Source organism: Amycolatopsis albidoflavus, assembly GCF_039525725.1.
Taxonomy (GTDB): Bacteria; Actinomycetota; Actinomycetes; order Mycobacteriales; family Pseudonocardiaceae; genus Amycolatopsis; species Amycolatopsis albidoflava.
The window spans coordinates 211,654-237,425 of record NZ_BAAAHV010000005.1; the positions used below are offsets into that span (position 1 = coordinate 211,654).

Annotated in this window: 24 protein-coding genes and 1 pseudogene; 8 read left to right on the forward strand and 17 right to left on the reverse strand. The window is 69.9% G+C overall.

The genetic code is table 11. From position 1 onward, the window contains the following. The first annotated feature begins 88 nt into the window (after positions 1-88). Positions 89-514 carry a Rieske (2Fe-2S) protein gene (locus ABD156_RS05500; RefSeq protein WP_344267360.1) on the forward strand — a complete coding sequence of 142 codons (426 nt, stop codon included), beginning with the start codon at positions 89-91 and terminating at the stop codon, positions 512-514. A gap of 49 nt (positions 515-563) precedes the next feature. Here ABD156_RS05500 and ABD156_RS05505 read toward each other — a convergent pair whose 3' ends face one another. Both ABD156_RS05505 and ABD156_RS05510 read right to left on the reverse strand, forming a co-directional pair. Further along, positions 564-1,019 (reverse strand): PTS sugar transporter subunit IIA, encoded by a 456-nt coding sequence (locus ABD156_RS05505; RefSeq protein WP_344267362.1) that lies wholly within the window; start codon positions 1,017-1,019, stop codon positions 564-566. Then, positions 1,016-1,252 carry a PTS sugar transporter subunit IIB gene (locus ABD156_RS05510; RefSeq protein WP_344267364.1) on the reverse strand — a complete coding sequence of 79 codons (237 nt, stop codon included), beginning with the start codon at positions 1,250-1,252 and terminating at the stop codon, positions 1,016-1,018. Before ABD156_RS05510 ends, ABD156_RS05505 begins: the two co-directional genes overlap by 4 nt. 243 nt (positions 1,253-1,495) lie before the next feature. Here ABD156_RS05510 and ABD156_RS05515 point away from each other — a divergent pair, with 243 nt between their 5' ends. From ABD156_RS05515 to ABD156_RS05535, 5 genes are all read left to right on the forward strand, one after another. After that, on the forward strand, positions 1,496-2,293 hold the full coding sequence (locus ABD156_RS05515) for a GntR family transcriptional regulator (RefSeq protein ID WP_344267366.1): 798 nt from the start codon (positions 1,496-1,498) through the stop codon (positions 2,291-2,293). Further along, complete coding sequence (locus ABD156_RS05520) at positions 2,290-3,531, forward strand: PTS transporter subunit EIIC (protein WP_344267368.1); 1,242 nt, start codon at positions 2,290-2,292, stop codon at positions 3,529-3,531. Before ABD156_RS05515 ends, ABD156_RS05520 begins: the two co-directional genes overlap by 4 nt. 28 nt (positions 3,532-3,559) lie before the next feature. Then, positions 3,560-3,829 carry an HPr family phosphocarrier protein gene (locus tag ABD156_RS05525; RefSeq protein WP_033291653.1) on the forward strand — a complete coding sequence of 90 codons (270 nt, stop codon included), beginning with the start codon at positions 3,560-3,562 and terminating at the stop codon, positions 3,827-3,829. Positions 3,830-3,953: 124 nt separating this feature from the next. Continuing rightward, positions 3,954-4,769, forward strand: a complete 816-nt coding sequence (locus tag ABD156_RS05530) for a serine hydrolase domain-containing protein (protein WP_344267371.1) — start codon at positions 3,954-3,956, stop codon at positions 4,767-4,769. Continuing rightward, positions 4,766-6,262, forward strand: coding sequence for an alpha/beta hydrolase (locus tag ABD156_RS05535; protein WP_344267373.1), 1,497 nt, complete (start codon positions 4,766-4,768; stop codon positions 6,260-6,262). The genes ABD156_RS05530 and ABD156_RS05535 overlap by 4 nt, the downstream gene beginning before the upstream one ends. Here ABD156_RS05535 and ABD156_RS05540 read toward each other — a convergent pair. The 8 genes and pseudogenes from ABD156_RS05540 to ABD156_RS05575 all read right to left on the reverse strand — a co-directional run bounded on the left by ABD156_RS05540 (position 6,259) and on the right by ABD156_RS05575 (position 15,007). Beyond that, positions 6,259-7,203, reverse strand: coding sequence for a D-2-hydroxyacid dehydrogenase family protein (locus ABD156_RS05540; RefSeq protein ID WP_344267375.1), 945 nt, complete (start codon positions 7,201-7,203; stop codon positions 6,259-6,261). The two genes, ABD156_RS05535 and ABD156_RS05540, sit on opposite strands and share 4 nt — an antisense overlap. 25 nt (positions 7,204-7,228) lie before the next feature. Further along, positions 7,229-7,792, reverse strand: a pseudogene (locus ABD156_RS05545) (GrpB family protein); the annotation flags it as partial. 41 nt (positions 7,793-7,833) lie between these two features. Next, positions 7,834-8,700: a shikimate dehydrogenase gene (locus tag ABD156_RS05550; RefSeq protein WP_344267377.1), complete on the reverse strand. Its 867-nt coding sequence runs from the start codon at positions 8,698-8,700 to the stop codon at positions 7,834-7,836. Next, complete coding sequence (gene mltG, locus ABD156_RS05555; RefSeq protein WP_344267379.1) at positions 8,684-11,083, reverse strand: endolytic transglycosylase MltG; 2,400 nt, start codon at positions 11,081-11,083, stop codon at positions 8,684-8,686. The genes ABD156_RS05550 and mltG overlap by 17 nt, the downstream gene beginning before the upstream one ends. Then, a complete protein-coding gene (gene ruvX, locus ABD156_RS05560; RefSeq protein ID WP_344267381.1) occupies positions 11,080-11,580 on the reverse strand; it encodes a Holliday junction resolvase RuvX in 501 nt (166 codons plus the stop codon). Before ruvX ends, mltG begins: the two co-directional genes overlap by 4 nt. Then, on the reverse strand, positions 11,570-14,233 hold the full coding sequence (gene alaS / locus ABD156_RS05565; RefSeq protein ID WP_344267383.1) for an alanine--tRNA ligase: 2,664 nt from the start codon (positions 14,231-14,233) through the stop codon (positions 11,570-11,572). Before alaS ends, ruvX begins: the two co-directional genes overlap by 11 nt. 79 nt (positions 14,234-14,312) lie before the next feature. Then, positions 14,313-14,615, reverse strand: coding sequence for a hypothetical protein (locus ABD156_RS05570; protein ID WP_037362888.1), 303 nt, complete (start codon positions 14,613-14,615; stop codon positions 14,313-14,315). Continuing rightward, positions 14,612-15,007 (reverse strand): DUF948 domain-containing protein, encoded by a 396-nt coding sequence (locus ABD156_RS05575; protein ID WP_344267386.1) that lies wholly within the window; start codon positions 15,005-15,007, stop codon positions 14,612-14,614. Before ABD156_RS05575 ends, ABD156_RS05570 begins: the two co-directional genes overlap by 4 nt. Before the next feature lie 315 nt (positions 15,008-15,322). On the opposite strand from ABD156_RS05575, the gene ABD156_RS05580 reads away from it, so the two are divergent. Further along, complete coding sequence (locus ABD156_RS05580; protein ID WP_344267388.1) at positions 15,323-16,228, forward strand: hypothetical protein; 906 nt, start codon at positions 15,323-15,325, stop codon at positions 16,226-16,228. Here the strand turns inward: ABD156_RS05580 and ABD156_RS05585 are convergent. The 3 genes from ABD156_RS05585 to ABD156_RS05595 all read right to left on the reverse strand — a co-directional run bounded on the left by ABD156_RS05585 (position 16,212) and on the right by ABD156_RS05595 (position 19,460). Beyond that, positions 16,212-17,069 carry an NAD(P)-dependent oxidoreductase gene (locus tag ABD156_RS05585; RefSeq protein ID WP_344267390.1) on the reverse strand — a complete coding sequence of 286 codons (858 nt, stop codon included), beginning with the start codon at positions 17,067-17,069 and terminating at the stop codon, positions 16,212-16,214. The genes ABD156_RS05580 and ABD156_RS05585 overlap by 17 nt on opposite strands. 368 nt (positions 17,070-17,437) lie before the next feature. Next, entirely contained in the window at positions 17,438-17,968 is a 531-nt protein-coding gene (locus tag ABD156_RS05590; RefSeq protein ID WP_344267392.1) for a cupin, read from the reverse strand. Between the two features lie 109 nt (positions 17,969-18,077). Continuing rightward, positions 18,078-19,460: a replication-associated recombination protein A gene (locus ABD156_RS05595; protein ID WP_344267394.1), complete on the reverse strand. Its 1,383-nt coding sequence runs from the start codon at positions 19,458-19,460 to the stop codon at positions 18,078-18,080. 78 nt (positions 19,461-19,538) lie between these two features. Between ABD156_RS05595 and ABD156_RS05600 the strand changes: the two genes are divergently transcribed. Next, positions 19,539-20,294 carry a metallophosphoesterase family protein gene (locus ABD156_RS05600; protein WP_344267396.1) on the forward strand — a complete coding sequence of 252 codons (756 nt, stop codon included), beginning with the start codon at positions 19,539-19,541 and terminating at the stop codon, positions 20,292-20,294. Here ABD156_RS05600 and ABD156_RS05605 read toward each other — a convergent pair. From ABD156_RS05605 to aspS, 4 genes are all read right to left on the reverse strand, one after another. Next, entirely contained in the window at positions 20,260-21,114 is an 855-nt protein-coding gene (locus ABD156_RS05605) for an SGNH/GDSL hydrolase family protein (protein WP_344267398.1), read from the reverse strand. The genes ABD156_RS05600 and ABD156_RS05605 overlap by 35 nt on opposite strands. A gap of 380 nt (positions 21,115-21,494) precedes the next feature. Beyond that, positions 21,495-22,682 (reverse strand): phosphotransferase, encoded by a 1,188-nt coding sequence (locus ABD156_RS05610; RefSeq protein ID WP_344267400.1) that lies wholly within the window; start codon positions 22,680-22,682, stop codon positions 21,495-21,497. Between the two features lie 69 nt (positions 22,683-22,751). Beyond that, on the reverse strand, positions 22,752-23,693 hold the full coding sequence (locus ABD156_RS05615; protein ID WP_344267402.1) for a DUF389 domain-containing protein: 942 nt from the start codon (positions 23,691-23,693) through the stop codon (positions 22,752-22,754). A gap of 52 nt (positions 23,694-23,745) precedes the next feature. Then, on the reverse strand, positions 23,746-25,542 hold the full coding sequence (gene aspS, locus ABD156_RS05620; protein ID WP_344267404.1) for an aspartate--tRNA ligase: 1,797 nt from the start codon (positions 25,540-25,542) through the stop codon (positions 23,746-23,748). Between the last annotated feature and the right edge of the window lie 230 nt (positions 25,543-25,772).

A 25,772-nucleotide genomic window follows, 5' to 3' on the forward strand; every position in this document is an offset into this window, starting at 1 on the left:
CGTGCGGAATGCCGGATACGGACTACACGCACGGGCGACCGCGACGGTTCACCGGCACCCGGAGCGGTCCCGGTTCGTTGCACAAGGCATGACTGCCGAACTTCACTCCCGCCGCTCCGTACTCGCCTCCGGGGCGGCCGTCGCGGGGACCGCCGCCCTAGCTCTCACTGCCTGCGGGAGCGGCGACAGCGGGTCTGGACAGGCCGCACCGAAGGCGGGCGGGAAGGTGATCGCGCTGGCGGAAGTGCCGGTGGGCCAAGCGAAATCCGCGAAAACCCCGGACGGGCAGGAAGTGCTCGTGGCACAGCCGTCAGCGGGGACGGTCGCCTGTTTCAGCGCCGTCTGCACGCACCAGGGCTGCACGGTGAACCCGCCGCAGAACGGCCAGGCGAGCTGTCCGTGCCACGGTTCGGTGTTCGACGCGCTGACCGGCGCGGTGAAGCAGGGGCCGGCGAGCCAGCCGCTGTCCAAAGTGGCCGTGAAGATCGAGAACGGCGAGATCGTCACGGCGTGACCGGGATCGCCCTTTGTGGACCTTCACTGTCCACAAAGGGCTCCGGTGGTCAATCGTTCCAGGTGAAAAGCTCGTCGCCGGCGGCGACCGTGCGCCCGCCTTCGAGGCCGGCGAGCACGTCCGCGGACGCGTCGAGGCCGACGACCGGGACGATCGGCGAGTAGCCCTTGGCGGCGACCGCCTCGGGGTCCCAGCCCACGATCGGCTGACCCGCCCGCACCTTCTCGCCCTTGACGACGTGCAGGGTGAACCCGTCGCCCTTTTCCTTGACCGTGTCGATGCCGAGGTGCACGAGCACCGCGCGGCCGTCCTCAGTGGCCACGACGTACGCGTGCGGATGCAGCGTCACCACGGTCCCGTCCACCGGGGCGACCGCGTCGGCGCGGCCGCCGGACGGCTTCACCGCGATGCCGGGGCCCACCATCGCCTCGGCGAACACCGGGTCGGGCACCTCGGTGATCGCGACGACCTCGCCCGCGACCGGGCTCAGGATCGGCAGGCTCACATCAAGTCCTCGATGTCGCTGGCGATGGTGTCCGCCTCCGGCCCGACGATGACCTGGACCGCCGAGCCCATCTTCACGACGCCCATCGCGCCGGCCGACTTCAGCGCGGGTTCGTCCACGAGGGACATGTCCTCGAGCTCGCACCGCAGCCGCGTGATGCAGCCCTCGATCTCGATGACGTTGTCCGCGCCGCCGAGCGCCGCGAGAATCTTTTCCGGCCTGTCATCCGCCATCGCGGCCTCCTCGTATCCCGTTGGTTTTCCACTCGGAACAGGTGCGCTCCGCCACCATTACTACGCCGTTTGCCGCCTTGCCGAGCGAGCCCGGCCACGAACGGATAACGGTGGTTGACACCCGCTCTCGCTGCGGAGCATCCTGCCCCATCAGATCATTGGTCTAGACCGGAACGTACCAATCTTCCGGCGCGGACGCGAGCACCGGCCCCGGTGCGCGAAGCGAGGGAGGGTGACACCGAGATGAGTGCGGCCGCGCACATTCCGCCGTCCGACCCCGCCGAGCGCGTGGTGAACGGGCCGACCCCGAAGCACGCCCAGCTGCGGGAGATCCTGCGCCGCCTGGTGGAGCGCGAGCTCCCGCCGGGCTCGCCGATCCCGTCCGAGCGAGAACTCGCGCAGCACTACGGCGTCTCGAGGCTCACCGTCCGCTCGGCGATCGGGAAGCTCGTCGAGGAAGGACTGCTGGCCCGGGTCAGGGGCAAGGGCACCTTCACCGCCGCCCGGCGGATGGAACTGCAGGTGTACCTGATGTCGTTCACCGACGACATGCGCCGGCGCGGGCTCACCCCGACCACCGAAGTGATCTCGACCTCGACCGAGGTCCCGCCGGTGACTTCGGCGCACGCGCTCGGCCTGTCCGAGGGCGTCGCCGCGCACCGGCTCGTGCGGCTGCGGCGCGCCGACGGCGTTCCGCTGGCCGTGGAACGCGGCTGGTACCACGCGGGCCGGACCCCCGGCCTGCTCGACCTCGACCTGACCCGTTCGCTGTACGCCCAGCTGGCCGACGCCTTCTCGCGCCGCCCGGACCAGGCGTACCAGACGGTGTGGGCCGAATCCGCGGACCGCGAAACGGCGCGCTTGCTCGGCATGCGCACCGGCAGTCCGCTCCTGGTGTTCCGCCGGGTTTCCAGCTCGGGCGGCGAACCGGTCGAGGACATGACGTCCTGGTACCGGGGCGACCACTACCAGGTGACCATGCAGCTGGACCGGAACACCCCGAGTTCCGGCGACCAACCCCACAATGGAGGTATCCGATGAGCGCCACCACCGCGGCTGGGGCTAGCGGAAAGAAGGGCGGCAGCGGCCTCGCCGGACTGCAGCGCTTCGGCCGCAGTCTCATGCTGCCGATCGCGACCCTGCCCGCAGCAGGCATCCTGAACCGGCTCGGCCAGCCGGACATCCTCGGCAAGGACGGCCTGAACTGGGGCAAGGCCGCCGACGTGATCGGCGCGGCTGGCGGCGGCATCTTCAACTGGCTGCCGCTGATCTTCGCGATCGGCATCGCGGTCGGGTTCGCCCGCAAGGGCGACGGCTCGACCGCCGTCGCCGCGGTCATCGGCTGGGTCGTGTTCAACAACGTGATCCAGGTGATCGCCCCGATCAGCAGCCAGCAGGGCTACAAGGTCGCCTGGGAAAGCCAGCCGCTGCACTGGCCCTACAGCGTGCTGACCGGCATCGTGTCCGGCATCGTGGCGGCTCTGCTGTGGCAGCGCTACCACCGGATCAAGCTGCCGTCCTGGCTCGCCTTCTTCGGCGGCCGCCGGTTCGTGCCGATCATCACCGCGCTGGCGATGCTGGTGCTGGGCGTCATCTTCGGCCTGCTCTTCAAGTACGTCGACGAGGCCATCACCTCGGCGGGCAAGGCGGTCGTCGGATCGCCGGTCGTCGGCGGCGGCATCTACGGCCTGCTCAACCGCCTGCTCATCCCGGTCGGCCTGCACCAGCTGCTGAACGTGCCGGTGTGGTTCATCTTCAACGGCGGCGACATCCCGAACTTCCTGAACAACCACGTCCAGGGCTCGGGCATCTTCCAGACCGGCTTCTTCCCGATCATGATGTTCGCGCTGCCCGCCGCCGCCCTGGCGATCATGCACACCGCGCGTCCGGCGCAGCGCAAGCTCGTCGGCAGCATCATGGTCTCGGCCGCGCTGACCGCCTTCGTCACCGGCGTCACCGAGCCGATCGAGTTCGCGTTCATGTTCGTCGCGTGGCCGCTGTACATCTTCCACGCGGTGATGACCGGCATCTCGCTGGCGGTCTGCAACGCGCTGGGCATCCGCCTCGGCTTCTCGTTCTCCGGCGGCGCGATCGACTTCGCGCTGAACTCGTCGCTGGACACCGCGCACAAGGCGTGGCTGCTGATCCCGATCGGGCTCGTGTTCGCCGTGATCTACTACTTCGTGTTCCGCGTCGTGATCACCAAGTTCAACCTGCGCACGCCGGGCCGCGAGGACGACTCGATCGAGGGCGACCTCGAGCGCACGGCCGCGAAGTAACACCCGAGAAAAGCAAGAGAGGTACACCATGCCGGAGAAACGCGTCACCGTGGCCAGCAAGGTGGGGCTGCACGCCCGCCCGGCCGCACTGGTCGCCAAGGCGGCCGCGGCCCAGCCCGTGGCGGTGCAGATCGCCAAGGACGGCGGCGAACCGGTGGCCGCCGGCAGCGTCCTCAACCTGATGACCCTCGCCGCCGCGTACGGCGACGAGGTCGTCATCAGCGCAGAGGGCGACGGTGCCGAGGCGGCGGTCGAGGCCGTCGCCGAGCTGGTCGCCACCGACCTCGACGCTCAGTAGCGATACCGCTCCACGGGGAAAACACGAACCGTGCGGGGCTCCGGAACTTCCGGAGCCCCGCACGGTTCGTCGCGTCAGGGCACTGCGAAACAGCGGCTGGGCGGGCCCTATTACGCTGGCGGGCATGGAGAGCCTGCGCCTGATCGACGAATGGCCCGTGGACAACGCCGCGGCCGGGGTGGTCTCCGCTTCCGGCGAGGTGCGCGGACGCCACGGCGACCCCGCCCGGCCGTTCCGGCTCGCGTCGGTCACGAAGCTGCTCACCGCCTACACCGCGCACATCGCGATCGAAGAGGGCGTTGTCGAGCTGGACACGCCCGCCGGGCCGGAGGGCTCCACCGTCGCGCATCTGCTCGCGCACACTTCCGGGCTCGCCTTCGACGCGCACAAGGCGATGGCCGAGCCCGGCACGCGCCGGCTGTACTCCAACGCCGGTTTCGAGGAACTCGCCGACGCGCTGGCGGAGCATTCCGGCATCGAGTTCGCCGAGTACCAGCGCGAAGGGCTGTTCGAACCGCTCGGCATGACGTCGACCCGGCTGGACGGCTCGCCCGCCGCGGGTGCGGTGTCCACATTGGACGATCTGCTGCGGTTCGCCGCGGAGCTGCAGTCGCCCAAGCTGCTCGCGCCGGAAACCCTCGCCGCCGCCACCGAAATCGCGTTCCCCGGGCTGAACGGCGTCCTGCCCGGCTTCGGGCACCAGAAGCCGAACGACTGGGGTCTCGGCTTCGAAATTCGCGACCACAAGAGCCCGCATTGGACGGGCGCGAACAGCTCGCCGCGCACGTTCGGCCACTTCGGGCAGTCGGGGACTTTCCTGTGGGTGGACCCGGAGGCGGGCCACGCCTGCGTCGGGCTCGCCGACCGGTCGTTCGGGCCGTGGGCCGCGCAAGTCTGGCCGCCGTTCACCGACGCCGTGCTGGCGGAACTCTCCGCGTGAGACTCTGGCCAGCGCTCGCTGCGCTGCTGCTCATCGCGAGTTGTTCCGCGCCGGCCGCGCAAACCCAAGCGCCGCAAGCATTGCCCGCCCCGGACGCTCCGCTTCCGTTGGGCACCAACGGCACCGCTGTGCCCAAGCTCGATTGGACGCCGTGCCACGGCGGGTTCCAGTGCGCGACCGCGCCGGTTCCGTTGAGCTACCGCGAACCTGGCGGCGCGAAGCTGAACCTCTCGGTGATTCGCATGCCTGCCACCGATCCCGCGCACCGCGCCGGGTCGCTGGTGATCAACTTCGGCGGCCCGGGCACCGACGGGGTCGGCGAGCTGATGCGGTTCGGCCCGCGGTACCCGGACGAGCTGCGGGCCAAGTTCGACCTGGTGAGCTTCGACCCGCGCGGGATCGGCGGCAGCGCTCCGGTGCAGTGCCCGGGAACGCCGCCCGCGGCCGGTTCTCCGTTGCGGGACAGCGCGGCGTTCTGGACCGCGAGCGCGGCCGTCGGCAAGGCGTGCGCAGCGGGCACGGGTGCCGAGCTGTCGCATCTGTCGACGGCGAATGTCGCACGGGACATGGATTTGCTCCGGCAGTCGCTCGGCGAGCAGCAGCTGAACTTCTACGGCTACTCGTACGGCACGTATCTCGGCGGCACCTACGCGAACCTGTTCCCCGACAAGCTGCGCGCAATGGTCCTCGACGGAACGCTCGATCTGGTCGCGAACGCCACCGGACAGCCTGGCCAGCAGCACAAACCGGTCGACGTGCGCGCCGACGTCGCGACGGCTCAGCAGCAGGAACTCGAAGCGTTCTTCGCCGCCTGCGACGCCGCCGGGCCGGGGAAATGCGCGTTCGCGGGCGGTGACCTGAAACAGAAATTCGCCGCGGTCTTCGCCCGGCTGACGCACGGTCCAGTCGGCGGAATGACGGTGTCGTCGCTGATGGAGACCATCGACCGGGCGCTGTATCAATCGTCCCGGTGGCCGCGGCTGGCGAAGACGCTCGCCGGGCTCGTGCCGCCGTCGCCAGTCTCCCCCGCGCCAGTGCTCGACCCGCGCGTGCCGACGCATTCCCCCGGCTTCCTCGCCGTGCAATGCCTGGACAGCGAACTCCCGCAAGACACCGCCGGGTACGCCGAACTCGCTGCCGCGGAAGCGAAACGGCAGCCGTACTTCGGGGTCGCGCCGGTGTTTTCGATGGCGCAGTGCGTCGGCTGGCCCGCGCGGGACGAGGACCGGTACCTCGGTCCGTGGAACCGGCCGCGGCAGCATCCGATCCTGATCCTGGCCAACCGGAACGACCCGGTCACCCCGCTCGCCAACGCCCAGGCCACCGCCCGGGAACTCGGCGACGGCCACGTGGCAGTGGTCGACGGTGCCGGGCACACGACGCTCGACGTGCCCAGCACGGCGGCTTCCGCGGCGATGGCACGGTATTTCGTGGACTTGACCGTGCCTCCGGACGGGACGGTTTACCCGCCGGAGGTCCGGCCGTTTCCCTAGCCGTTCAGCACGTTGATCGGTTCGCCCGCTTGGAACGCGGCGATGTCCTCCACCGCGCCGCCGTAGAAAATCTCGTACGTCTCCCGGCTCACGTAACCGATGTGCGGCGTCAGGATCGCGTTGTCCAGCGTCCGCAGCGGATGGCCCGCGGGCAGCGGCTCGACGTCGTAGACATCCAGCGCCGCCGCGGCGATCTTCTTGCCCCGCAACGCATCCACCAAGGCCGACTCGTCGACGATCGGACCGCGCGAGGTGTTCACCAGCAGCGCGGACGGCTTCATCGCGGCGAATTCGGCGGCACCGACCAGGCCGCGAGTCCGCTCGGACAGAACCAAGTGAACCGACAGCACATCGGACTGAGCGAACAAATCCTCTTTGGACACCGCCGTCACGCCGTGCTCCGCCGCTCGCTCCGGGGTGAGATTCTGGCTCCACGCAATCGGTTTCATCCCGAACGCCTGCCCGATCCGGGCAACCTCGGCACCCAGCCTGCCGAGCCCGAGCAGGCCGAGAGTCTTGTCCCGCAACGCCATCCCGAGCCCGACCTGCCAGCCGCCGTCGCGCATCGACCGGAACTCCAGAGGCAGATTGCGCGCACCGGCCAGAATGAGCGCCCACGCGTGTTCCACCGTCGGCGCGGCCAGCGCTCCGGTCGCGGACACCACCACGCCGCACCGCTTCGCCGCGTCCAGGTCGATCGCCGCGTTCCGCCGGCCGGTGCTGACCAGCAGTTTCAGCTCGGGCAGCCGGTCGAACACCGCGGCCGGGAACGGCGTGCGCTCGCGCATCGCGACCACGACGTCGAACCCGGCCAGCCGCGTCACCACCTCGTCCGGCCCGGCGAACGGCTCGCCGAACACCTCGATCTCCGCCCCGAGCGGCTCCCAATCGGCGCACTGGAGCGCCACGTTCTGATAGTCGTCGAGGATCGCGATCTTCATGCCGCCCACCGTAACCCGAGGGTCAGGCGTTGCGCGCCCGCTCGATGATCTCGTTGATCACCTTGCTTTTCGCGTCGGCGTAGAACTGGACGTACTCCCACGTCTGCGCGGCGAGTTCGCGTTTCTTCGCCAGGTACAGCTCCAGTTCCTCCGGGTGGCTGCGCAGCCTGCCGCGGAACAGCCGGTACCGCTCGGTCTCGCCGTTGCCCGGCGAATGGACGTGCAGGTTGATGTTGGTGTCCGGACCCTTGAACAGGCGGTGTTTCTCCCAGTCCGGTTCGCGGATCACCAGGCGGTAGCCCGCCGCTTCGAGGTCCGGCACATACGCAGCTTCGTCGTCCGAATCGGGCACTTCGAGCAGAATGTCGATGATGGGTTTCGCGGCGAGGCCGGGCACCGACGTGGAACCGACATGTTCGAGCACCAGCACGCGTTCCCCGAGCACGGAACGGATCCGCGCGGCCTCGCGTTCGTAGAGCACCGGCCATTCCGGGTCGTACTCGGCGAGCGTGATGGTCTTGCCGTGCTTCGGCGCGGTGCCGACCCACGCCGCTTGGACCGACGCCTCGTCGTTTTGCTGACTGGACACAGTGATTCCCCCTGTCGACTGAAAAGCAGCCCGCCAGGATATCAGGAAATCGGCAACGGCAGGATGTTTCCGCTCGCCTCGCGCAGCGCCGCCCGCATTTCCTCGCGCGGCGCCGGTCGCCCGGTGAAATGCTCCGCTTGTCCGAATGCCTGGTGCAGCAACATGTCCAGCCCGGTCGCGAGCCGTCCGCCGCGCCGCTCGACCGCTTCGGCCAGCGGCGTCGGCCACGGGTGGTAGATCACGTCGAGCACGCTGCCGACCCGGGCGAGCTCCGCGACGTGCGGCGCGACCGCGTCCGGCGGGACTGTGTTGACCAGCACCACCGCAGCGTCCGCCAGCTCCGCGAAGTCCGCTTCGGACCATCGCTGCACGTCCACGGTCAAGCCCGCGTGCTTCGCCGCGTCCACGGTTTCCGCAGCCCGTGCCGGTTCTCGCACCACCAGACGCACCGTCGTGACACCCAGTGCGGCCAACGCGACCACGGCGGCCGCAGCCGTCCCGCCCGCGCCGAGCACCACGGCCTGGTCGCTCGCGGAAGGCGAATAGCCGCCGGCGTATCGCAGGGCTCCGGTCACCCCGTCGACATCGGTGCAGTCAGCGAGCCAGCCGTCCGGACGGCGCACGAGCGTGTTCGCCGCGCCGACTGCCGCCGCGCGCGAGGTGACCTCGGCGGCGTGGTCGAGCGCGGCCCGCTTTCCCGGCATGGTGACCGAAAGGCCGACCCATTCCGGGCCGAGACCGTCGACGAACCCGGGCAGCTCGGCGGCGTCGGTCTCGACGCGGTCGTAGGTCCAGCCGTCCAGGCCCAGCGCCGCGAACGCCGCGCGGTGCAGCACTGGCGACAGCGAATGCGCCACCGGCTTGCCCAGCACCGCCGCGCGGCGCGGCCGGTCATTTGAGGACGCCACGCTGCTCCGCCAGCTGCCTGTTCGCGTTGTGCTGGTCGTTCGTGACCGCGAAGCAGGAATGCCCGTCCTTCTCGCATTTCACGAAGTACGCCCAGTCGCCGGGAGTCGGGCTGACCGCGGCCTTGATCGCGTCGATGCTGGGCACCGCGATCGGCGTCGGCGGGAGACCGTAGTTGGCGTAGGTGTTGTACGGTCCCGCCTTCGCCCGGTCCTCGGGTTTGGTGAGCAGCGTCGGGCGGTCCAGCACGTAGTTGACCGTGGAGTCCAGCTGCAGCCTGATCTTCTGCGAGAGCCGGTTGTAGATCACTCGCGAAATCTTGCCGAAGTCCGGCTTGATCGCCTCGCGTTCGATGAGCGACGCGATGATCAGCGTCTCGTACGGCGATTTCCCCGGCCCGGTGTTCTGCGCGGTGAGGCCGGACGCCTGGATCGTGTCGGCCGACTGCTTCACCAGGTCGGTGATCAGCTCGGTCGCGCTCCAGCCGGGCTTCACGTCGTAGACGCCGGCCGCGATCAGGCCTTCCAGCCGTTTGTCCTTGCTCAGCGCCTTGCCCGCGTCGGCCACTGCCCACTCGGGCGCGCCCAGAGCCTTGAGGTCGGCGTCGGCGACCGTCTTGCGCAGCTGGTCCACCGGAATGCAGGTGCTCTTGCCGTTCAAAGTCGCGCACGAGGCCTTCGACATCAGGCTGTACACGCCCGGCGTCACCTTGCCGTCGGGCTGCGTGATGTCGTCGAACTGCGTGTACGGCCGGATTTCCAGCCGTCCGACGCGCGCGGCCGGCGAGGTGATGAGATCGACCGCTTCCTCGCCCGACATGTGCTGGCGCAGCAGGTAGTAGCCCTGCTGGATCTTGCTGAGCGCGGTGTTCTCCGCGCCCGCCTTCACAAACGCCCGGGAACTCGCGACCACGCCCGCGTCGGTGAGCTTCGCGCCGATCGCGGACGTCGTGTCGCCCTGTTCGACCTGCACGAGCGCGTCGCCTTCGCCGGAACCGTCGAAGTCCGCGTAGCCGAAGATCTTCTGGTATCCGAAATAGGCGCCGCCGCTGAGCAGGACGAGCACGAGCACCGCGGCGATCCAGCCGATCGCGCGCTTGCGCTTCCTCTTGCGCGGCTTCTTCGCGGGCGGTTCCTCGACCGGCGGCTCGGCCGCGTCTTCGGGGTAGCCGTCCTCGTCGTAGCCGTCGTATTCCTCGTCGTAGTCCTCGTACTCGCCGTATTCGTCGTACTCGTCCTCGAAGAGCCCGTCGATCGGCTGCTGCTCGTCCGGGTGCTCCGGCTCGTGCGCGGCGGGCACGGTGGGGATCACTTCGGTGGGCTGCTCGACCGGCTGCCGGCGCGGCGGCTGGTTGCGCGGATCGCGCGGCATCGACGCGTCCGCGAAACGCGGGTCGCGCGGCATGGAAGCCTCGGCGAACCGGGGATCCGGCGGCATCGAGGCGTCGGCGAACCTCGGATCGCGCGGCATCGAGGCCTCGGCGAAGCGCGGGTCCGGCGGCATCGACGTGTCCGCGAACCTCGGATCGCGCGGCATCGAAGCGTCGGCGAACCGGGGATCCGGCGGCATGGAGCCGTCCGGCGGCGGAGCGGGTGCGCGCCGGGCCGGAGGCGGCGGTGGCATGTCCGGCGCCCGGCGACGGGCAGGCGCGACGGCTTCCGCCGGCACGTCGACGTCGTCACGGCGACGGCGGCCGGACGGCGGTTCGACGTCCACCGGCGGCGGAACGTCCTCGCGGCGACGGCGACGCCCAGCGGGGGGCTCGGCCGGCGGCGCGTCCTCGAGGCGGCGACGGCCTGCCGGAGGCTCGGCGTCCACCGGCGGAACGTCGTCACGGCGACGGCGTCGACCGGCTGGCCGCTCGACCTCCGCGGGCGGAACTTCGTTCCCGGTCACCGGTGCATCGCCCGGAGCTATCCGGCGCGGACGGGCGCGCGGAAGGTCGTCGGCCGCGTGCGGCGGCAGATCCCAGTTCTCCGTCGACCGCTTCGGGCGCTCCGCAGGCGGCGGGGCCGGACGGCGACGCCGGGTCGGCGGCGCGTCGGCGGCCGGGCGACGAGGCGGCTCGGCGGGAGGCATCGCGTCCGGTGCGACGCGACGAGTCGCTTCGCCGGCCGGACGAGGCGCACCCTCGGGCGCGCGACGGCGTCCCTCCGCGGCGGGAGGACGCGGAGGAACTTCGCCGCGCGGACGTCGTCGTTCTCCAGACGGCGGCATGCCGTCCGGCGCCTCGCCGCGCGCGCGGCGAGGAGGTGGTTCGTCTTCAGGCTCGCGCCGCCTGCGCCGCCCGCCCGGAGCGCCGGAACCCGTTGCGGGGTCCGGGAAATCCGGAGTGTCGGGGTTGCGCAGCCGACGGCGGCCGCCCGGGTCGCCGGGGTCGGTCATGAGTCGCCTTTCCGGGCGCGGTGCGCGGCGGCGGCGTCGAGCCAGGCTTGCAGGATCTCGACTGCCGCTGCCTGGTCGACCACGGCGCGCTGCTTGCGTCCCTTGACCCCCCGCTGGGACAGCATTCGCGACGCGGTGACCGTCGTCAACCGCTCGTCTGCCAGCCGCACGGGCACGTCCCCCACGCGCCCGGCGAGCTTCTCCGCATACGCCACCGCGATGTCCGCGGCCGCGCCCTGCCGGTTCGCCAGCGTCCTCGGCAAGCCCACGATCACCTCGACCACCTCGTGTTCGGTGACGAGATCGGCAAGCCGGTCCAGATCGCTGTCGTCCTTCGCATCACGGGAGAGGGTAACGAGCGGGCTCGCGAGCACGGGGGCGGGATCGCTCAGCGCGACCCCCACCCGGACAGACCCGACATCGACCGCGAGCCGCCTGCCCCGCCCCGGATCGGACTCGCCGGGCCGATCCGGGCCTCTCCGGGGATCAGCGGCCAAGGTTCGCGACCGCCGCGCGCAGGGCCGTCACGGCCTGCTCCGCGCCGGCCGGGTTGCTGCCGCCGCCTTGGGCCATGTCCGGCTTGCCGCCGCCGCGTCCGCCGATCGCCTCGGCGAACGACGGCACGAGCTTGCCCGCCGCGATTCCCTTGTCGCGCGCCGCCGAGGTCGTGGCGACCACGAAGGCCACCTTCTCCCCCGAGGGCGCGAACAGCGCGACGACACCGGCGCGGTCGCCGAGGCGGCCGCGGATGTCGGACGCGAGCGCGCGCAGGCCGTTGCCGTCGACGTCCGGCACGACCTCGGCGACCACCGAGACGCCGGAGACGTCCTGCGCCTTGTCCGTCAGCGCGCCCGCCGAGCCGAGCACCTGCTGCGTGCGCAGCTGCTCGATCTCCTTCTCCGCGTTCTTCAGCCGGGACAGCACGTCCTCGATGCGGCCGGGCAGTTCGTCCGACGGCACCTTGAACGTGTTCGCCAGCTGCGACACGAGCAGCTGCTCCTTGCGGACGTGCTTCAGCGCGTCCGGCCCGACCAGCGCCTCGACACGGTGCACGCCGGAGCCGACCGACGCGTCCGACACCAGCTTGACCAGGCCGAGCTGGCCGATCCGGCCGACGTGCGTGCCGCCGCACAGCTCGCGCGAGTACTCGCCCATGTCGACCACGCGGACGTCGTTGCCGTACTTCTCGCCGAACAGCGCGACCGCGCCCAGCTCGAGGGCCTTGTCCTTGGTCGTGGTGTAGCTCTGCACCTCGACGTCGGTCTGCAGGTAGTCGTTCACTTCCTGCTCGACCTCGGTGAGGATGTCCGCCGACACCGCGCCCGGAGTGGTGAAGTCGAAACGCATCCGGCCCGGCGCGTTGAGCGAACCGGCCTGCGCCGCACGCTTGCCGTACGCGCCGCGGACCGCCGCGTGCACGAGGTGCGTGGCCGAGTGCGAGCGCTCGATCGACAGGCGGCGGTTCGCGTCCACCGATCCGGTGAGCCGGGTGTCGATGCCGACCTCGCCCTCGGTGACCTCGACGCGGTGCACGAACAGGCCCGGCACGATCTTCTGCACGTCGAGCACCTTCAGCTCGACGCCGTCGCCGACCAGCACGCCGGTGTCGGCGATCTGCCCGCCGCTCTCGGCGTAGAACGGGGTGCGGTCGAGCACCAGCTCGGCCTTGCGACCCGCGGCGACGCTGCGCACCGGCAGGCCGTCCTCGAGCAGGCCGACGACCTTCGCGTCCGCCTGCAGCTCGGTGTAGCCGAGGAACTGGGTTTCGCCGTGCTGCTCCAGCACCTTGCGGTACTCGGACAGGTCGCCGTGGCCGCTCTTGCGCGACGCCGCGTCCGCCTTCGCGCGCTTGCGCTGCTCCTCCATGAGCGTGCGGAAGCCGGCCTCGTCCACGGTCAGGCCCTGTTCGGCGGCCATCTCGAGGGTCAGGTCGATCGGGAAGCCGTAGGTGTCGTGCAGCTGGAACGCCTTGTCGCCGGCGAGGACGTCGCCGCCGCCCTTCTTCGTCTCGGCCGCGGCCAGGTCGAAGATCCGCGAACCGCTGGTGAGGGTGGCGAGGAACGCCTCCTCCTCGACGCGCACGACCTCGGAGATCCGGTCGAAACCGCTGACCAGCTCGGGGTAGGTCGGGCCCATGGTCTTGCTGACGACCTTCGCGAACTCCTGCAGCACCGGCTCCTGCACGCCCAGCAGGCGCGTGGAGCGCACGATGCGGCGCAGCAGCCGGCGCAGCACGTAGCCGCGGCCGTCGTTGCCGGGGGTGACGCCGTCGCCGATCAGCAGCACGCCGGTGCGCGCGTGGTCGGCGATGACGCGGAAGCGCACGTCGTCGGCGTGGTTGGCGCCGTAGCGGCGGCCGGAGAACTCCTCGGCGCGGCCGATCACCGGGCGCACCAGGTCGGTCTCGTACACGTTCTCGACGCCCTGCAGGATCGTCGCGACGCGCTCGACGCCCATGCCGGTGTCGATGTTCTTCTTCGGCAGCTCGCCGATCGGCGGGTGGCCCAGCTTCGGGCTCTGCTCGCCGCGGACGTCCTGCATGAAGACGAGGTTCCAGATCTCGATGTAGCGGTCCTCGTCGGCGACCGGGCCGCCTTCACGGCCGTACGCGGGGCCGCGGTCGTAGTAGATCTCCGAGCACGGGCCGCCGGGACCGGGCACGCCCATGTCCCAGTAGTTGTCCTTGCCGTCGCGGACCTGGATGCGCTCGCTGGGCAGGCCGGTGAGCTTGCGCCACAGCCCGGCCGCCTCGCTGTCCTTCTCGTAGACGGTCGCCCAGATCCGGTCCGGGTCGAGGCCGAAGCCGCCGTCGTCCTGGGATTTGGTGATCAGCTCCCAGGCGTTCTCGATCGCGCCTTCCTTGAAGTAGTCGCCGAACGAGAAGTTGCCCGCCATCTGGAAGAACGTGTTGTGCCGGGTGGTCTTGCCGACCTCGTCGATGTCCGGCGTGCGCACGCACTTCTGCACCGAGGTCGCGCGCGGGTACGGCGGCGGGGCCTCGCCGAGGAAGTACGGCTTGAACTGGACCATGCCCGCGTTGACGAACAGCAGGTTCGGGTCGTCGAGGATCAGCGGGGCGCTCGGCACGCGCGTGTGGCCCCGGCTCTCGAAATGGCGCAGGAAACGGTCGGTGATCTCGTGTGTGTCCACGGGTACGTCCTTGTGCTGAAGACCCGGCTTCGGCCGGGGAAGGAAACGAGGGTCGGAGGCGGCGGAAGGCGCGCGGAGATCAGCCCTCCGCCCGGCGAGCTCGCCGGGCGGGGCGACGTGCGGCGTGCCTGCCCGCGCCCGAAGGCGGCGCGACGGCGGCGGTCCGCTCCTCGACCATGTCGTGCAGCTCCTGTTCCCGTTCATTCATCCCGGCGCGCACCTCGGCGCCGAACGAACCGACGGCGCCCGCGAGTTCCCGCACGGCGTCGCCCAAGTTCGATGCTAACCCGGCAGGCGTGGCCTGACGAGCCGTTTCGCTCGCCTTGCGGCTCAGCGCGACTCCCGCGACGACCCCGACCCCGAGCCAGAACAGCCGCTTCACTTCTTCCCCCGGCGGGCCGGGCGCTGCGCCTTCGCCTCTTGCTTCTTCCGGCGCGCGCGGATCGCCTTGCTGATCCCGTACGACAGCGCGGCGGTCTTCACCAGCGGGCCGCCGAGCGTCGCGGTGAACACCGACGACAGCGCGGTCACGTTGCCGCTCACCGCCTGCGCGTTCGCGGTGATCCCGTCGACGCGCTCGAGCTGGGTGTTGACGTGCGTGATCGTCTCGTTGGCCCCGATCAGGATCGGGTCGCTGTTCTCGTGCGCCTTGCGGATCGCGATCGTCGCCTCGTCCAGCGTGCGGCCGAGCTTGAGCAGCGGGATCGCCAGCAGCAAGACCAGCAGTACGAAAGCTCCTGCGGCGATCAGCGCGGCGATCTGCCCTGCCGACACGGGCCCTCCTCGGGTGGTGCGGGGTCTTAGGTGGTGTGAGGTTACCGCCTGTGTTTGATTGCGGCGGCTTCGCCCCCGCGGCGAGATCGCCTCGAAGTCGGCGTGTCAGCGAGCGGCGCGCCCGCCTAGGGGCCCTGTTGATTGCGGCGGCTTCGCCGCCGCGGCGAGATCGCCTGGAAGTCGGCGTGTTAGCGAGCGGTGCGCCCGCCTGGGGGCGGTCACACCGCTCGCTGACACGCCGACGCGATCTCGCGGCTGGGCTGGCTGGGAGGAAAACAGGTCGCGGAGACGGGTCCGGGCTGGTCTGCTCGGGCGATGAACTCCTCGAACGGCCCGCTCCCCCGCGTGCTCGCCGGACCGGGCGGCCCCGCCGCCGATGTGCTCGCCGAGCTTCCCGGCGCGGACCTGACCACGCTGCAACTGGAAGTAGCCCGGCGTCGCGCCGCGAAGCTGCGTGGCCCAGACGTCCTGCGCCGCTACCGCGAGGACCGCTTCACCACCCCCGCGCCATTGCCGTTCGAGACCTTGAGGCGAGTTGAAGACGCCCTGCTTTCCGCTGCCCCGCCGGAATTCGAACGGGTCACGCTCTCCCCGGTGACCCCGCTCGGCACTCACTCCACAGTGGCCGGACTGGCCCAGCACCGCGTCGTCCCGACCGGCCGCGGCACCGAGGTCGCCGCGGACCCGACGAACGGTCTTGCGCTGGAAGCCGCCCTCCGCCGCACCGGCGTTGAACCGGTCCGCCTCACCACCCTGCAACGCGTCGTCCGAGCCCAGCCCCCAGGCCCCGGTCTCTTCGCCCACTTCTCCCTGTTCGGCGCCGTCACCGCCGGTCGCGACCGCGGCAGCCTGGCCTTCGAACGCGAACACCTGGTGGAGCACGCCCGATTCCTCACCAACGCAGTACGCGCCGCCGGCGCCCGCGCGGCAGGCTTCCAAGTGACCACATTGGACAACCGCTTCGCCGATTTCGCCGCTTCGGTGCAAGACGCGCTGCCGGACGTCGAGGTCTCCGACGACTCAGATCGCGCCGTCGGCCGCGATTACTACTTCGGCCTCTGCTTCACCGTCACCGCCGACTTCGGCACCGGACCAGCCGTAGTAGGCGACGGCGGCTTCACTCCGTGGACCGCGCGGTTGCTCGGAAACGCGAAGGAACGCCTGCTCGTCTCCGGCATCGGCGTGGACCGGGTCGCATCGCTGCTCAATGCCCCTTCTTGACGATCCCCTCGTAGACCGCCGCCATGTCGTCCTCGCCATGCCCCGCTTCGACCGCGGACTCGAGGTGCGCCAACGCAGCCGCCGCCCCGCCGACGTCGATCGCGTGCCCCGCGGCCTCCACCACGAGCCGCGCGTCCTTCGCCGCGAGCGAGGCCGGGAAGCTGGCCGGATACTCGCCGGACAGCATCATCGGCCCCTTCGCCCGCGCGTAAGGAACGTCGAACCCAGTGCCGCTCATGACGTCGAAGAACAACTGCGGGTCCACCCCGAGCACCCGCGCGAGGGCGAGGCTCTCGCCGGTGCCGTTGGTGAGCGCGAGAATCCAAGCGTTCATCACCAGCTTGAGCCGCGTCGCCGTGCCAGGCTCAGTGCCAAGCCAGCGAGTCTTCGAGCCGATCGCGTCGAACACCTCCGCAGCCCCGTCGTGCACGTTGTCCGGCCCGGCCGCGAGCACCTGAAGTTGCCCTTGCTCAGCGGGCCCCTTCGTCCCCATCACCGGACAATCCACGAACGGAACCCCCGCCGCGACAGACGCCTCCGCGAGCCGATCAGCCCACTCGACCCCGACAGTGCTGGTCTGCAGCCAAATCGTCCCCGGCTCCAGCGAAAGCCCGCGAAACACCTCAGCGACCGCTGGCCCGTCCGCGAGCATGGTGACCAGGAAATCGGCCCCCTTCACCGCTTCGCCAGGAGTCTCAACAACCGTCACGCCCTCCGCGGCAAGCGGCTCAGCCTTAGCGCGCGTACGGTTCCAAGCCCGCACGCTCACCCCAGCGCGAGCAAGATTGACGGCCATCTGACGGCCCATGATTCCGGTGCCGAGGAATGCGACTGTGGTCATCCGGCCATCGTGCCGCCAGCCACGCGACTCGGCACGATCAGCGCTCCCGAGGTTTGCCCGCGATCAGTACCCACACGGCGAACCGGACCAACCGCCCCACAACCCCACTCCCACCGTCCGTGAGGGGAACCCTGACGGACTCAGAGTCCCTCAGGGTTCCCCTCACGACCCTAAAACCGCACCAACGCACCCACCCATGCAGCCACCCACCCCGCCCCCAACCCCGATCCGAAGCCGCCCTGCGGTTCGGGGGTGCTTGTCAAGGCATCTTTCCCGCCTTGACAAGCACCCCCGAACCGTCAGCACAATAAAACTTCGGGGTGGTGGCCCCCACCCAAACGGCAATGTCGCCGCCAGGCGACGAGCAGTCACCCGCTCAACACCGCCCCGCCCACCCGCTCAGCGACCAACTCCCCAAACCCAGGAAACTCCCCAGGCACCACACCCCGCACCACCCCGGCCTCAACCCCACCAGGACGCCGAACCCGAACAGTCACGAAATCCGGCCCGCCGTCATGCCAATGCCGAACCCCGGCCGGAATCGTCAGCACATCCCCGGCCTCGCACAGCACCGCATGCACCTCACGCCCGGCATGCAGATACCAAACCGCGGCCCCCCGCACGAAAAACCGATCCTCGGCCCCGCCCCCGCTCCGCTCCGCGAACGGGAGCTCCCCAGCCGGAACATCCACCGAGAAATCCCCAGCCCCGCCGACCCGAGACTCGACCAACCCCCGATACCGAACCAGCACGTCCCCCTCCGAGACGCCTTCAACGACGGGCCACCGGGCGAACCCGGCCCCCACCCGCCCCAGTTCAGCGACGATCGCCCCAGTGTCCTCAGTCCGCAAAAGCACATGCCCAGGCTGATCGTCAGGCCACACGGTCAACAGCGTCATCGCCGCTCCCCTCTCCTTGAAGAGGACCAACCGGCGACACACCCGAATGTTCCCGCCCAAGCCGCCACCACGAAGAAAGTGGCGACCTTCACTCAGCCCGCGAGACCGTTCAGACCTGCCGCTCCCCGCGAATAGTCCGCCGCAGCCGAGGCACCCGCTCCGCCAACGTCCGCTCCCCGCCCCGCTGCGTCGGCTCGTAATAGTCCCGCCCCACCAGCTCGTCCGGCGGATACTGCTGCGCCAGCACCCCTTCCGGCACGTTGTGCGGATACCGATACCCCTGCGCATTGCCCAGCTGCTTGGCCCCCGCGTAGTGCCCATCCCGCAGATGCGGCGGCACAGTCCCGATCGCACCCTTGCGAACGTCGCTCAACGCGGTATCGATCGCAGTGACCACAGCGTTCGACTTGGGCGCGGTAGCCAGATGGATCGTCGCCTGCGCCAACGCGAGCCTCCCCTCCGGCATCCCGATGAACTGCACCGCGTGCGCCGCCGCGACCGCCGCCTGCAACGCGGTCGGATCGGCCAGCCCGACGTCCTCGCTCGCGTGCACCACCAACCGCCGCGCCAGGAACCGCGGGTCCTCCCCCGCCTCGATCATCCGCGCCAGGTAGTGCAGCGCCGCATCGACGTCCGACCCGCGAATCGACTTGATGAACGCGCTGATCACGTCGTAGTGCTGATCACCGTCACGGTCGTAACGAACAGCCGCCTTGTCCACAGTGGACTCGACCACGGCCAGGTCGATCGTCTTGTTCTCCGTCGCGGACGCGGCATCCGCAGCCGCCTCCAGCGCAGTCAGTGCACGACGCGCATCCCCGCCAGCAAGCCGCACGAGGTGCGCCCGTGCTTCGTCAGTGAGCGTGAGTTCGCCGCCGAGCCCACGCTCGTCGCTCAACGCACGCTCCAGCACCGCGACGATGTCGTCATCCGTGAGCGGCCGCAGCTGCAGCACCAAGGACCGCGACAGCAGCGGCGACACCACCGAGAACGACGGATTCTCCGTGGTCGCCGCCACCAGCAGCACAGTCCGGTCCTCGACCGCGCCGAGCAGCGCGTCCTGCTGGGTCTTGGAGAACCGGTGCACCTCGTCGATGAACAGGACGGTGTTCTCGGTGTTGTACTGCCGGCGCCGCCGGGCCTCCTCGATGACGCCGCGCACCTCCTTGACGCCCGCCGACAGCGCGGACATCGCGACGAACCGGCGTCCGGTGGCGATCGACACCAGGTTCGCCAGCGTGGTCTTGCCGGTGCCGGGCGGCCCGTAGAGCAGCACGGACGCCGGGGCGGCCCCCTCGACCAGCCGGCGCAGCGGAGCCCCTTCCCGCAGCAGGTGCTGCTGGCCGACCACCTCGTCGAGCGTGCGCGGCCGCATCCGGACCGCGAGCGGCGACGTCGCCGGGTCGGCCTGCGGTTCGACCGGGTTCGCTCCGGTGGGTTCCGGCGGCGGCCCCGCGTCGGGGTTCACCGTGAAGAGTTCGTCCTGTGCCACACCGACGACGGTAACCGACCACCCCGACAATCCCGCTCGCCCGGCCCCGCAGCGCCGCCGGAGGGGCAGACTGGGGCGATGGTCTCCTCGGTCGCGGTGTTGTCCGATATCCACGGCGTGCTGCCCGCGCTCGACGCGGTCCTCGCCGAACCCGACGTGCTGGCCGCGGATCTGGTGGTCCTGTGCGGCGACCTGGCCGCGGGCCCGCTCCCCCGGCAGACTCTCGACCGACTGGTTTCGCTAGGCGATCACGCGGTGTGGGTGCGCGGCAACGCCGATCGCGAACTCGTCACCCTCGCAGCAGGTGGTTCGACGAAAATCCCGGACCCGATCGGCCCCTGGGCGGCGACGCAACTACGGCCGGACCAGGTGGCGCTGCTCGACGGACTGCCGTTGACTGTCACGCTGGAAATCGACGGGCTCGGCGAAGTGCTGTTCTGCCACGCGACCCCGCGCGACGACGAAGAGGTCGCGCTAGTGGACAGCCCGCTGTCGCGCTGGGCCGAAGTCCTGGACGGCGTCACGGCGGAAACGGTCGTGTGCGGCCATACCCACATGCCGTTCGTCCGACTGGCCGACCGCTGCCGGATCGTGAACCCAGGCAGCGTCGGAATGCCTTACGGCACAACAGGCGCACACTGGGCGCGGCTCGGTCCCGGCGTCGAACTGCGGCGTACCGCGTATGACGTGGAGGCCGCGTGCAACGAGCTGGCGGAAACGTCGGAGTACCCCGGAATCCAGGACTGGAACGACTATTTCATACGGAATCCGGCGTCAGACGCGGAGGCGTTGCGGGTATTCAGCCCACGCGCTCGCGGAACGAGCGCCACATGATGACCGCGGCGTAAGGCAGGAACTCGCGTCCACGCCGCCAGAGCCACGGAACGCCCTTCGCCACGAGCCAGCCGAAGTGTCCGGCCGCGCTTGGCTCCACTCCGCCGGAGCAGGTCAGGCTCAGCGGCTCCGGAATCGCGTAACCCGCTGCCGCAGCCAGGTCGGCGAACCCTTGCGCCAGCAGCCGGTGCCCCAGTTCGGACGGATGCAAGCGATCGACGCTCCACACGGTGAGGTCGTAAGCCCCAGGCAGGGTGTCCAGGTTCAGGCAGGCGATGCCTTCAGTTTCCACCACTCGGTCAATCGCCTCGTTCAACTCGGCGACGCGGGCGCTCAGAGCGCGCTTCAGCGAAGGCGGGAGGCGAAAGACCTTGCTGTGGTCATGGAAACGCACTGGCAGGACGGTAGTTCCGACCGCAGTCAGCTCGCGAACGATCGCAGTGAGGTCGGTAGCAATCTGGTCCGGATCGAAGTCCGGACGAAGCGTGTCGTTCATGCCCACGACGACCAGCGCGACGTCAGGCTTGTGAGCAAGTGCCAGCGGAAGCTGGTCACTACGCACACAGGCCATCCGCGCACCAGTGAAGGACGGGTTCAGGTAGCCGGTTTCGTCAACGCCCAGAGCATGCGCGACCAGCGGACCTACTCCGCGCCAGCCGCCGCGATCGGGAAGAGGATCGCCGAGCCCCACGGCAGTGGAGTCGCCGAGGATCACCAGGCGCTCAGCCTGGCGAGGTTGAGGTTGAGCTGATTCCGGGGCCGGTTCTCGGACTGCGGCTGGGGTGACTCCGACGCTGATCACGGTCACGCCCAAGACCATCCGGCACCGAGACTCACCACCGGTGATGGGAAGGTAACGCCACATGGACGGCGGCGGGAACTTCCGGTACCCAGCAAACCCGAGGTCCGATTTGGGGCTTTTCAGAAACAACGCGGCGCAGCCGCAAAATCCCCCCACCAACCCACACCCGGTGCACCCGCGATCGAGGCACCCAACCACTCCCCCGCACCAGTGCACCCAACTATCGAGGCACCCAGCCCTCCCCCAACCCCGATACGAAGCCTCCCTGCGGTCTGGGGGTGCTTGTCAAGGCATCTTTCCCGCCTTGACAAGCACCCCCAGACCGTCAGCACAATCAACCTTCGGGGTGCCCCACGCAACCAAGGGGCCAATGTCGCCGCCAGGCGACGAGCCGAATCTCAGCGAAAAGCCGGATAAAACGCCAAATCAGCGTGCGGCCCCAACCGAGCAGCCAGCGCAGCAGCAACCCGCGTCGAATGCTCAGCAACCTCAGTCATCCGCGAATAACCCGCATGCCGAGCCAGCTCACGCCACCACGTAACCAGCGCCGCCTCCCGGCTGACCGGCGTGGCATGCCTGCTCAAGTCAAGATGCGGAAGCAGATCCCGAGTCACCTGCCAGACCTGCAACATCTCGCTGACAGTGAGCTGCCTGGCCAACTCGACGTCATCCGCGAACGACGGCCACACGTCAACGATCTCAGCCCGCCAAGCAGCGATCATCGCCTCGCTCATCCCCGCAGGCAACGCCATCGCACGCGGATCGGACACGAACGGCAACCGCAGGCAAGAAGCATCCACCAGCGCAGTGCGGACTCGCCCGCGCTCAAAGTCCAGAAACCGCACCCCGGACCCGGTGACCAGGTTGTTCTCCGGAGCGAGCTCGACCGGGCTGAACGCCCGGAAGGCAGCCGACCGAGCCTGGGCGACAGCTTCGCCGACCCGTTCGCGGACGGCCTCCGGAACCGGTACGTCGAGCAGTTCGGAGAGAAGCTCTTCAACGTCGTCGACCAGCCCCGACAAACCGTCGTTGTCGGTCCGCACCGGCCCGCCCAACCGCCGCAGCAAAGCATTGAAATCAGCCTCGCGACTGGCAGTACTGGCGTGCAAACGCCCCAGCGACCGCGCCCACGACAACAGAGCCCGCTCAGCCGCACGAGAGTCCCGAGCGGCCAGCTTGTCCTGCAAAGTAGGCGCCCGGCCCAGGTCCTCGATCACCAGCACCCGATGCCCGCCGTCGTGAGCCAGCAGCTCAGGACACATCCGCTCGTCCGGAGCCAACGCGGTGAACAGCTGGTAGCTCACGGCTTCCTGGGCGAACGGATCGACCCGACCGGGCTCCGGCGGGTCGGGATAGTGCTTGACCACCAAAGTCCGCGGCAGCGCGAACGAGGACGACACGACCCTCGCCCGGACGACTGTCGCCGGTCCGCTGCCGGAGAGATGCTCCGGCGAAACCAGCGTGATCGCGCTCCCGAACCGGCGCGTGAGCACCGCCTCGCCCGCCGCGACGGCCGCGGCGACGGCGAGTTCCCCGGCTTCCGCCCGGACTCCGGCGTCGCCGGCGGAGGAGGTGTCGACTGTCATTGTCACCGACCCTACTCGTGACTGAGCAACCATGACCACAACGTTCCGGGCGCCGGGACGCGCCCGGATTCACCCACGGGAAAGCGGACGCAGCAATGCCTCGGAACGTTGCTTGCGTCGGCGAACTATCAGCACAATGGCCGCAGCAAGAACGATTCCGAAGAGGTTGACCAGCAGCTGCAGCACCGAAAAACCGGCCCGGTCCCACCGCCCCGCGACGGCCGCGACCATCGCGTAACCGGCCGCCGGAACGGTGGTCACCGAAATGAACACGCCGACGAGCGCGGCCGATTTCGCCGACGTCATCGCGAGCATTCCGGCCGCCCCGGCGAGCAATGCCACCACGAACGAGGCGGGCCCGACCTGGTACACGAAATCGACCTGGTGGTTGTTGACGATCGCGTGCGGGTCGAAGAGCCCGGCCGTGCTGCCGAGCAGGACGCCGAGCAGCGTGATCGCCATGGAGACCGGGAATCCGACCGCCAGCGCGAGCCCGGCCCGGCACACCAGGTCCCAACGACTCAGCACCACTCCGACCGCGATCGCGGCGAGCGGGCCGAACTCGGGCCCGACCACCATCGCGCCGACGATCGTCACCGACGAGTCGGTGAGCACGCCGACCGCGGCGAGCAGGCACGCGACGGCGAGGAATGCCTGGAACGTGGCGTTCCACCGCGATTCCTCGCCGGTGCGGCCGAGCAGCTCCTGCCATACGACCGCGTCCGCGCCTTCGCCGGGAGCGGCTTCCTCGGCCGCGTCGGCGGCATCGGAAAGCGCTGTGTCCAGCGATTCCATGGTGATGCCGCCGCTGCGGTCGAGACCGAGCGTGCACAGCGCGTCGACGATGTCGTCCGCCGCTTCGCGCGCGATGTCCGCCTCGATGAGGTCGCCCTCGGGCGAGACGGACGCCCCGCGGTGCACGATCAGGTGCGCCGCGCCCGGATGGGTGCGCAGCAGCTCCAGCGTCTCGTCAGTGCGCTCCGGCGGGCAGATCGCCCTGAGGTGCAGCACTAGCCCACCCCGCCCCGCCAGTCGCCTTCAACGGACACGCTGTCCGCGGCCACTACTTCTCCTGTGCGGCAGCCGGTTTGCTCTGCGGGACAGCCGGTTTCGCGTCGATCCCGGCTTCCTTGCGCTGCTGCGCGGTGATCGGCGCGGGCGCCGCGGTGAGCGGGTCGTAGCCGCCGCCGGTCTTCGGGAACGCGATCACGTCGCGCAGCGAGTCGGCCTTGGCCAGCAGCATCACGATGCGGTCCCAGCCGAACGCGATGCCGCCGTGCGGGGGCGCGCCGAACTGGAACGCCTCGAGCAGGAAGCCGAACTTCTCCTGCGCTTCCTCCTCGCCGAGGCCCATCAGCGCGAACACGCGCTTCTGGACGTCCTCGCGATGGATACGGATCGAGCCGCCGCCGATCTCGTTGCCGTTGCAGACGAGGTCGTAGGCGTAGGCGAGCGCGTTGCCCGGGTCCTGCTCGAACTTGTCGATCCACTCCGGGGTCGGCGAGGTGAACGCGTGGTGCACGGCGGTCCACTTGCCGGAGCCGACCGCGACGTCGTCGCCGATGTCCTCGACCGGCGCGAACAGCGGCGCGTCCACGACCCACACGAACGACCAGGCGTCCTCGTCGATCAGGCCGAGCTTGCGGCCGATCTCGTCGCGTGCGGCGCCGAGCAGCGGCTGCGCGGCGGAAACCTTGCCCGCGGCGAAGAAGATGCAGTCGCCGGGCTTCGCGCCGGCGGCTTCCGCGACGTTCGCGCGCTCGGTCTCGGACAGGTTCTTGGCGACCGGGCCGCCGAGCGTGCCGTCCTCGTTGACCAGGACGTACGCCAGGCCCTTCGCGCCGCGCTGCTTCGCCCACTCCTGCCAGGCGTCGAGCTGACGGCGCGGCTGCGAGGCCCCGCCCGCCATGACGACCGCGCCGACGTACGGCGCCTGGAACACGCGGAACGGCGTGTCGGCGAAGAAGTCGGTGAGTTCGGTGATCTCGAGGTCGAAGCGCAGGTCCGGCTTGTCGGAGCCGTACTTCGCCATCGACTCGCGGTAGGTGATCCGCGGGATCGGGGTGGCGATCTCGTGGCCGATCAGCTTCCAGAGCGACTTCACGATCGCTTCGCCGACCGCGATGACGTCGTCCTGCTCGACGAAGCTCATCTCGATGTCGAGCTGGGTGAACTCGGGCTGCCGGTCCGCGCGGAAGTCCTCGTCGCGGTAGCAGCGGGCGATCTGGAAGTAGCGTTCCATGCCGCCGACCATGAGCAGCTGCTTGAACAGCTGCGGCGACTGCGGGAGCGCGTACCAGGAGCCGGGCTTGAGCCGCGCGGGCACGAGGAAGTCGCGGGCGCCTTCCGGGGTGGAGCGGGTCATCGTCGGCGTCTCGATCTCGACGAAGTCCTGCCCGTGCAGCACCTCGCGCGCGACGCGGCTGACCTCGCTGCGCAGCCGGATGGCGGCCGCCGGACCGCTGCGGCGCAGGTCGAGGTAGCGGTACTTGAGCCGGACCTCCTCGCCGACGTCGACCCGGTCGTCGATCGGGAACGGCAGCGGAGCGGCCTCGGACAGCACGACGAGCTCGGTGGCGAGCACCTCGATGTCGCCGGTGGGAATGTCGGGGTTCGCGTTGCCCTCGGGCCGCTGCGACACCTCGCCGACGACCTTCACGCAGAATTCGGAGCGCAGCGCGTGCGCGCGCTCGGCCATCTCGCCCTCGCGGAACACGACCTGCGCGACGCCGCTGGCGTCCCGGAGATCGATGAAGATGACTCCGCCGTGATCGCGCCGCCGCGCCACCCAGCCGGTGAGGGTGACGGTCTGACCGGCCTGCCCGGCACGCAGAGTGCCGGCTTGATGAGTGCGGAGCACTGCGACTGCTCTCCCTAGGTCCACGAAGTTCGGGTGCGGCGGCGTGTCCGGGTGTTTCGCCGAGCACGCATTTCGCCGGATACAGAGGCTAACGAACCCGGTGCTGAGGGGCGCGGGCAGGTTTGGGTCGGGGTGGTGGGGGCGGGTGTGGAGGGGCGGCGGGTTCTGGTGGTGGGCGGGCGTGGAGGGGGTGGGTTGGGTTAGCGGGAGAGGCGGGGCTGGAGAGGTGC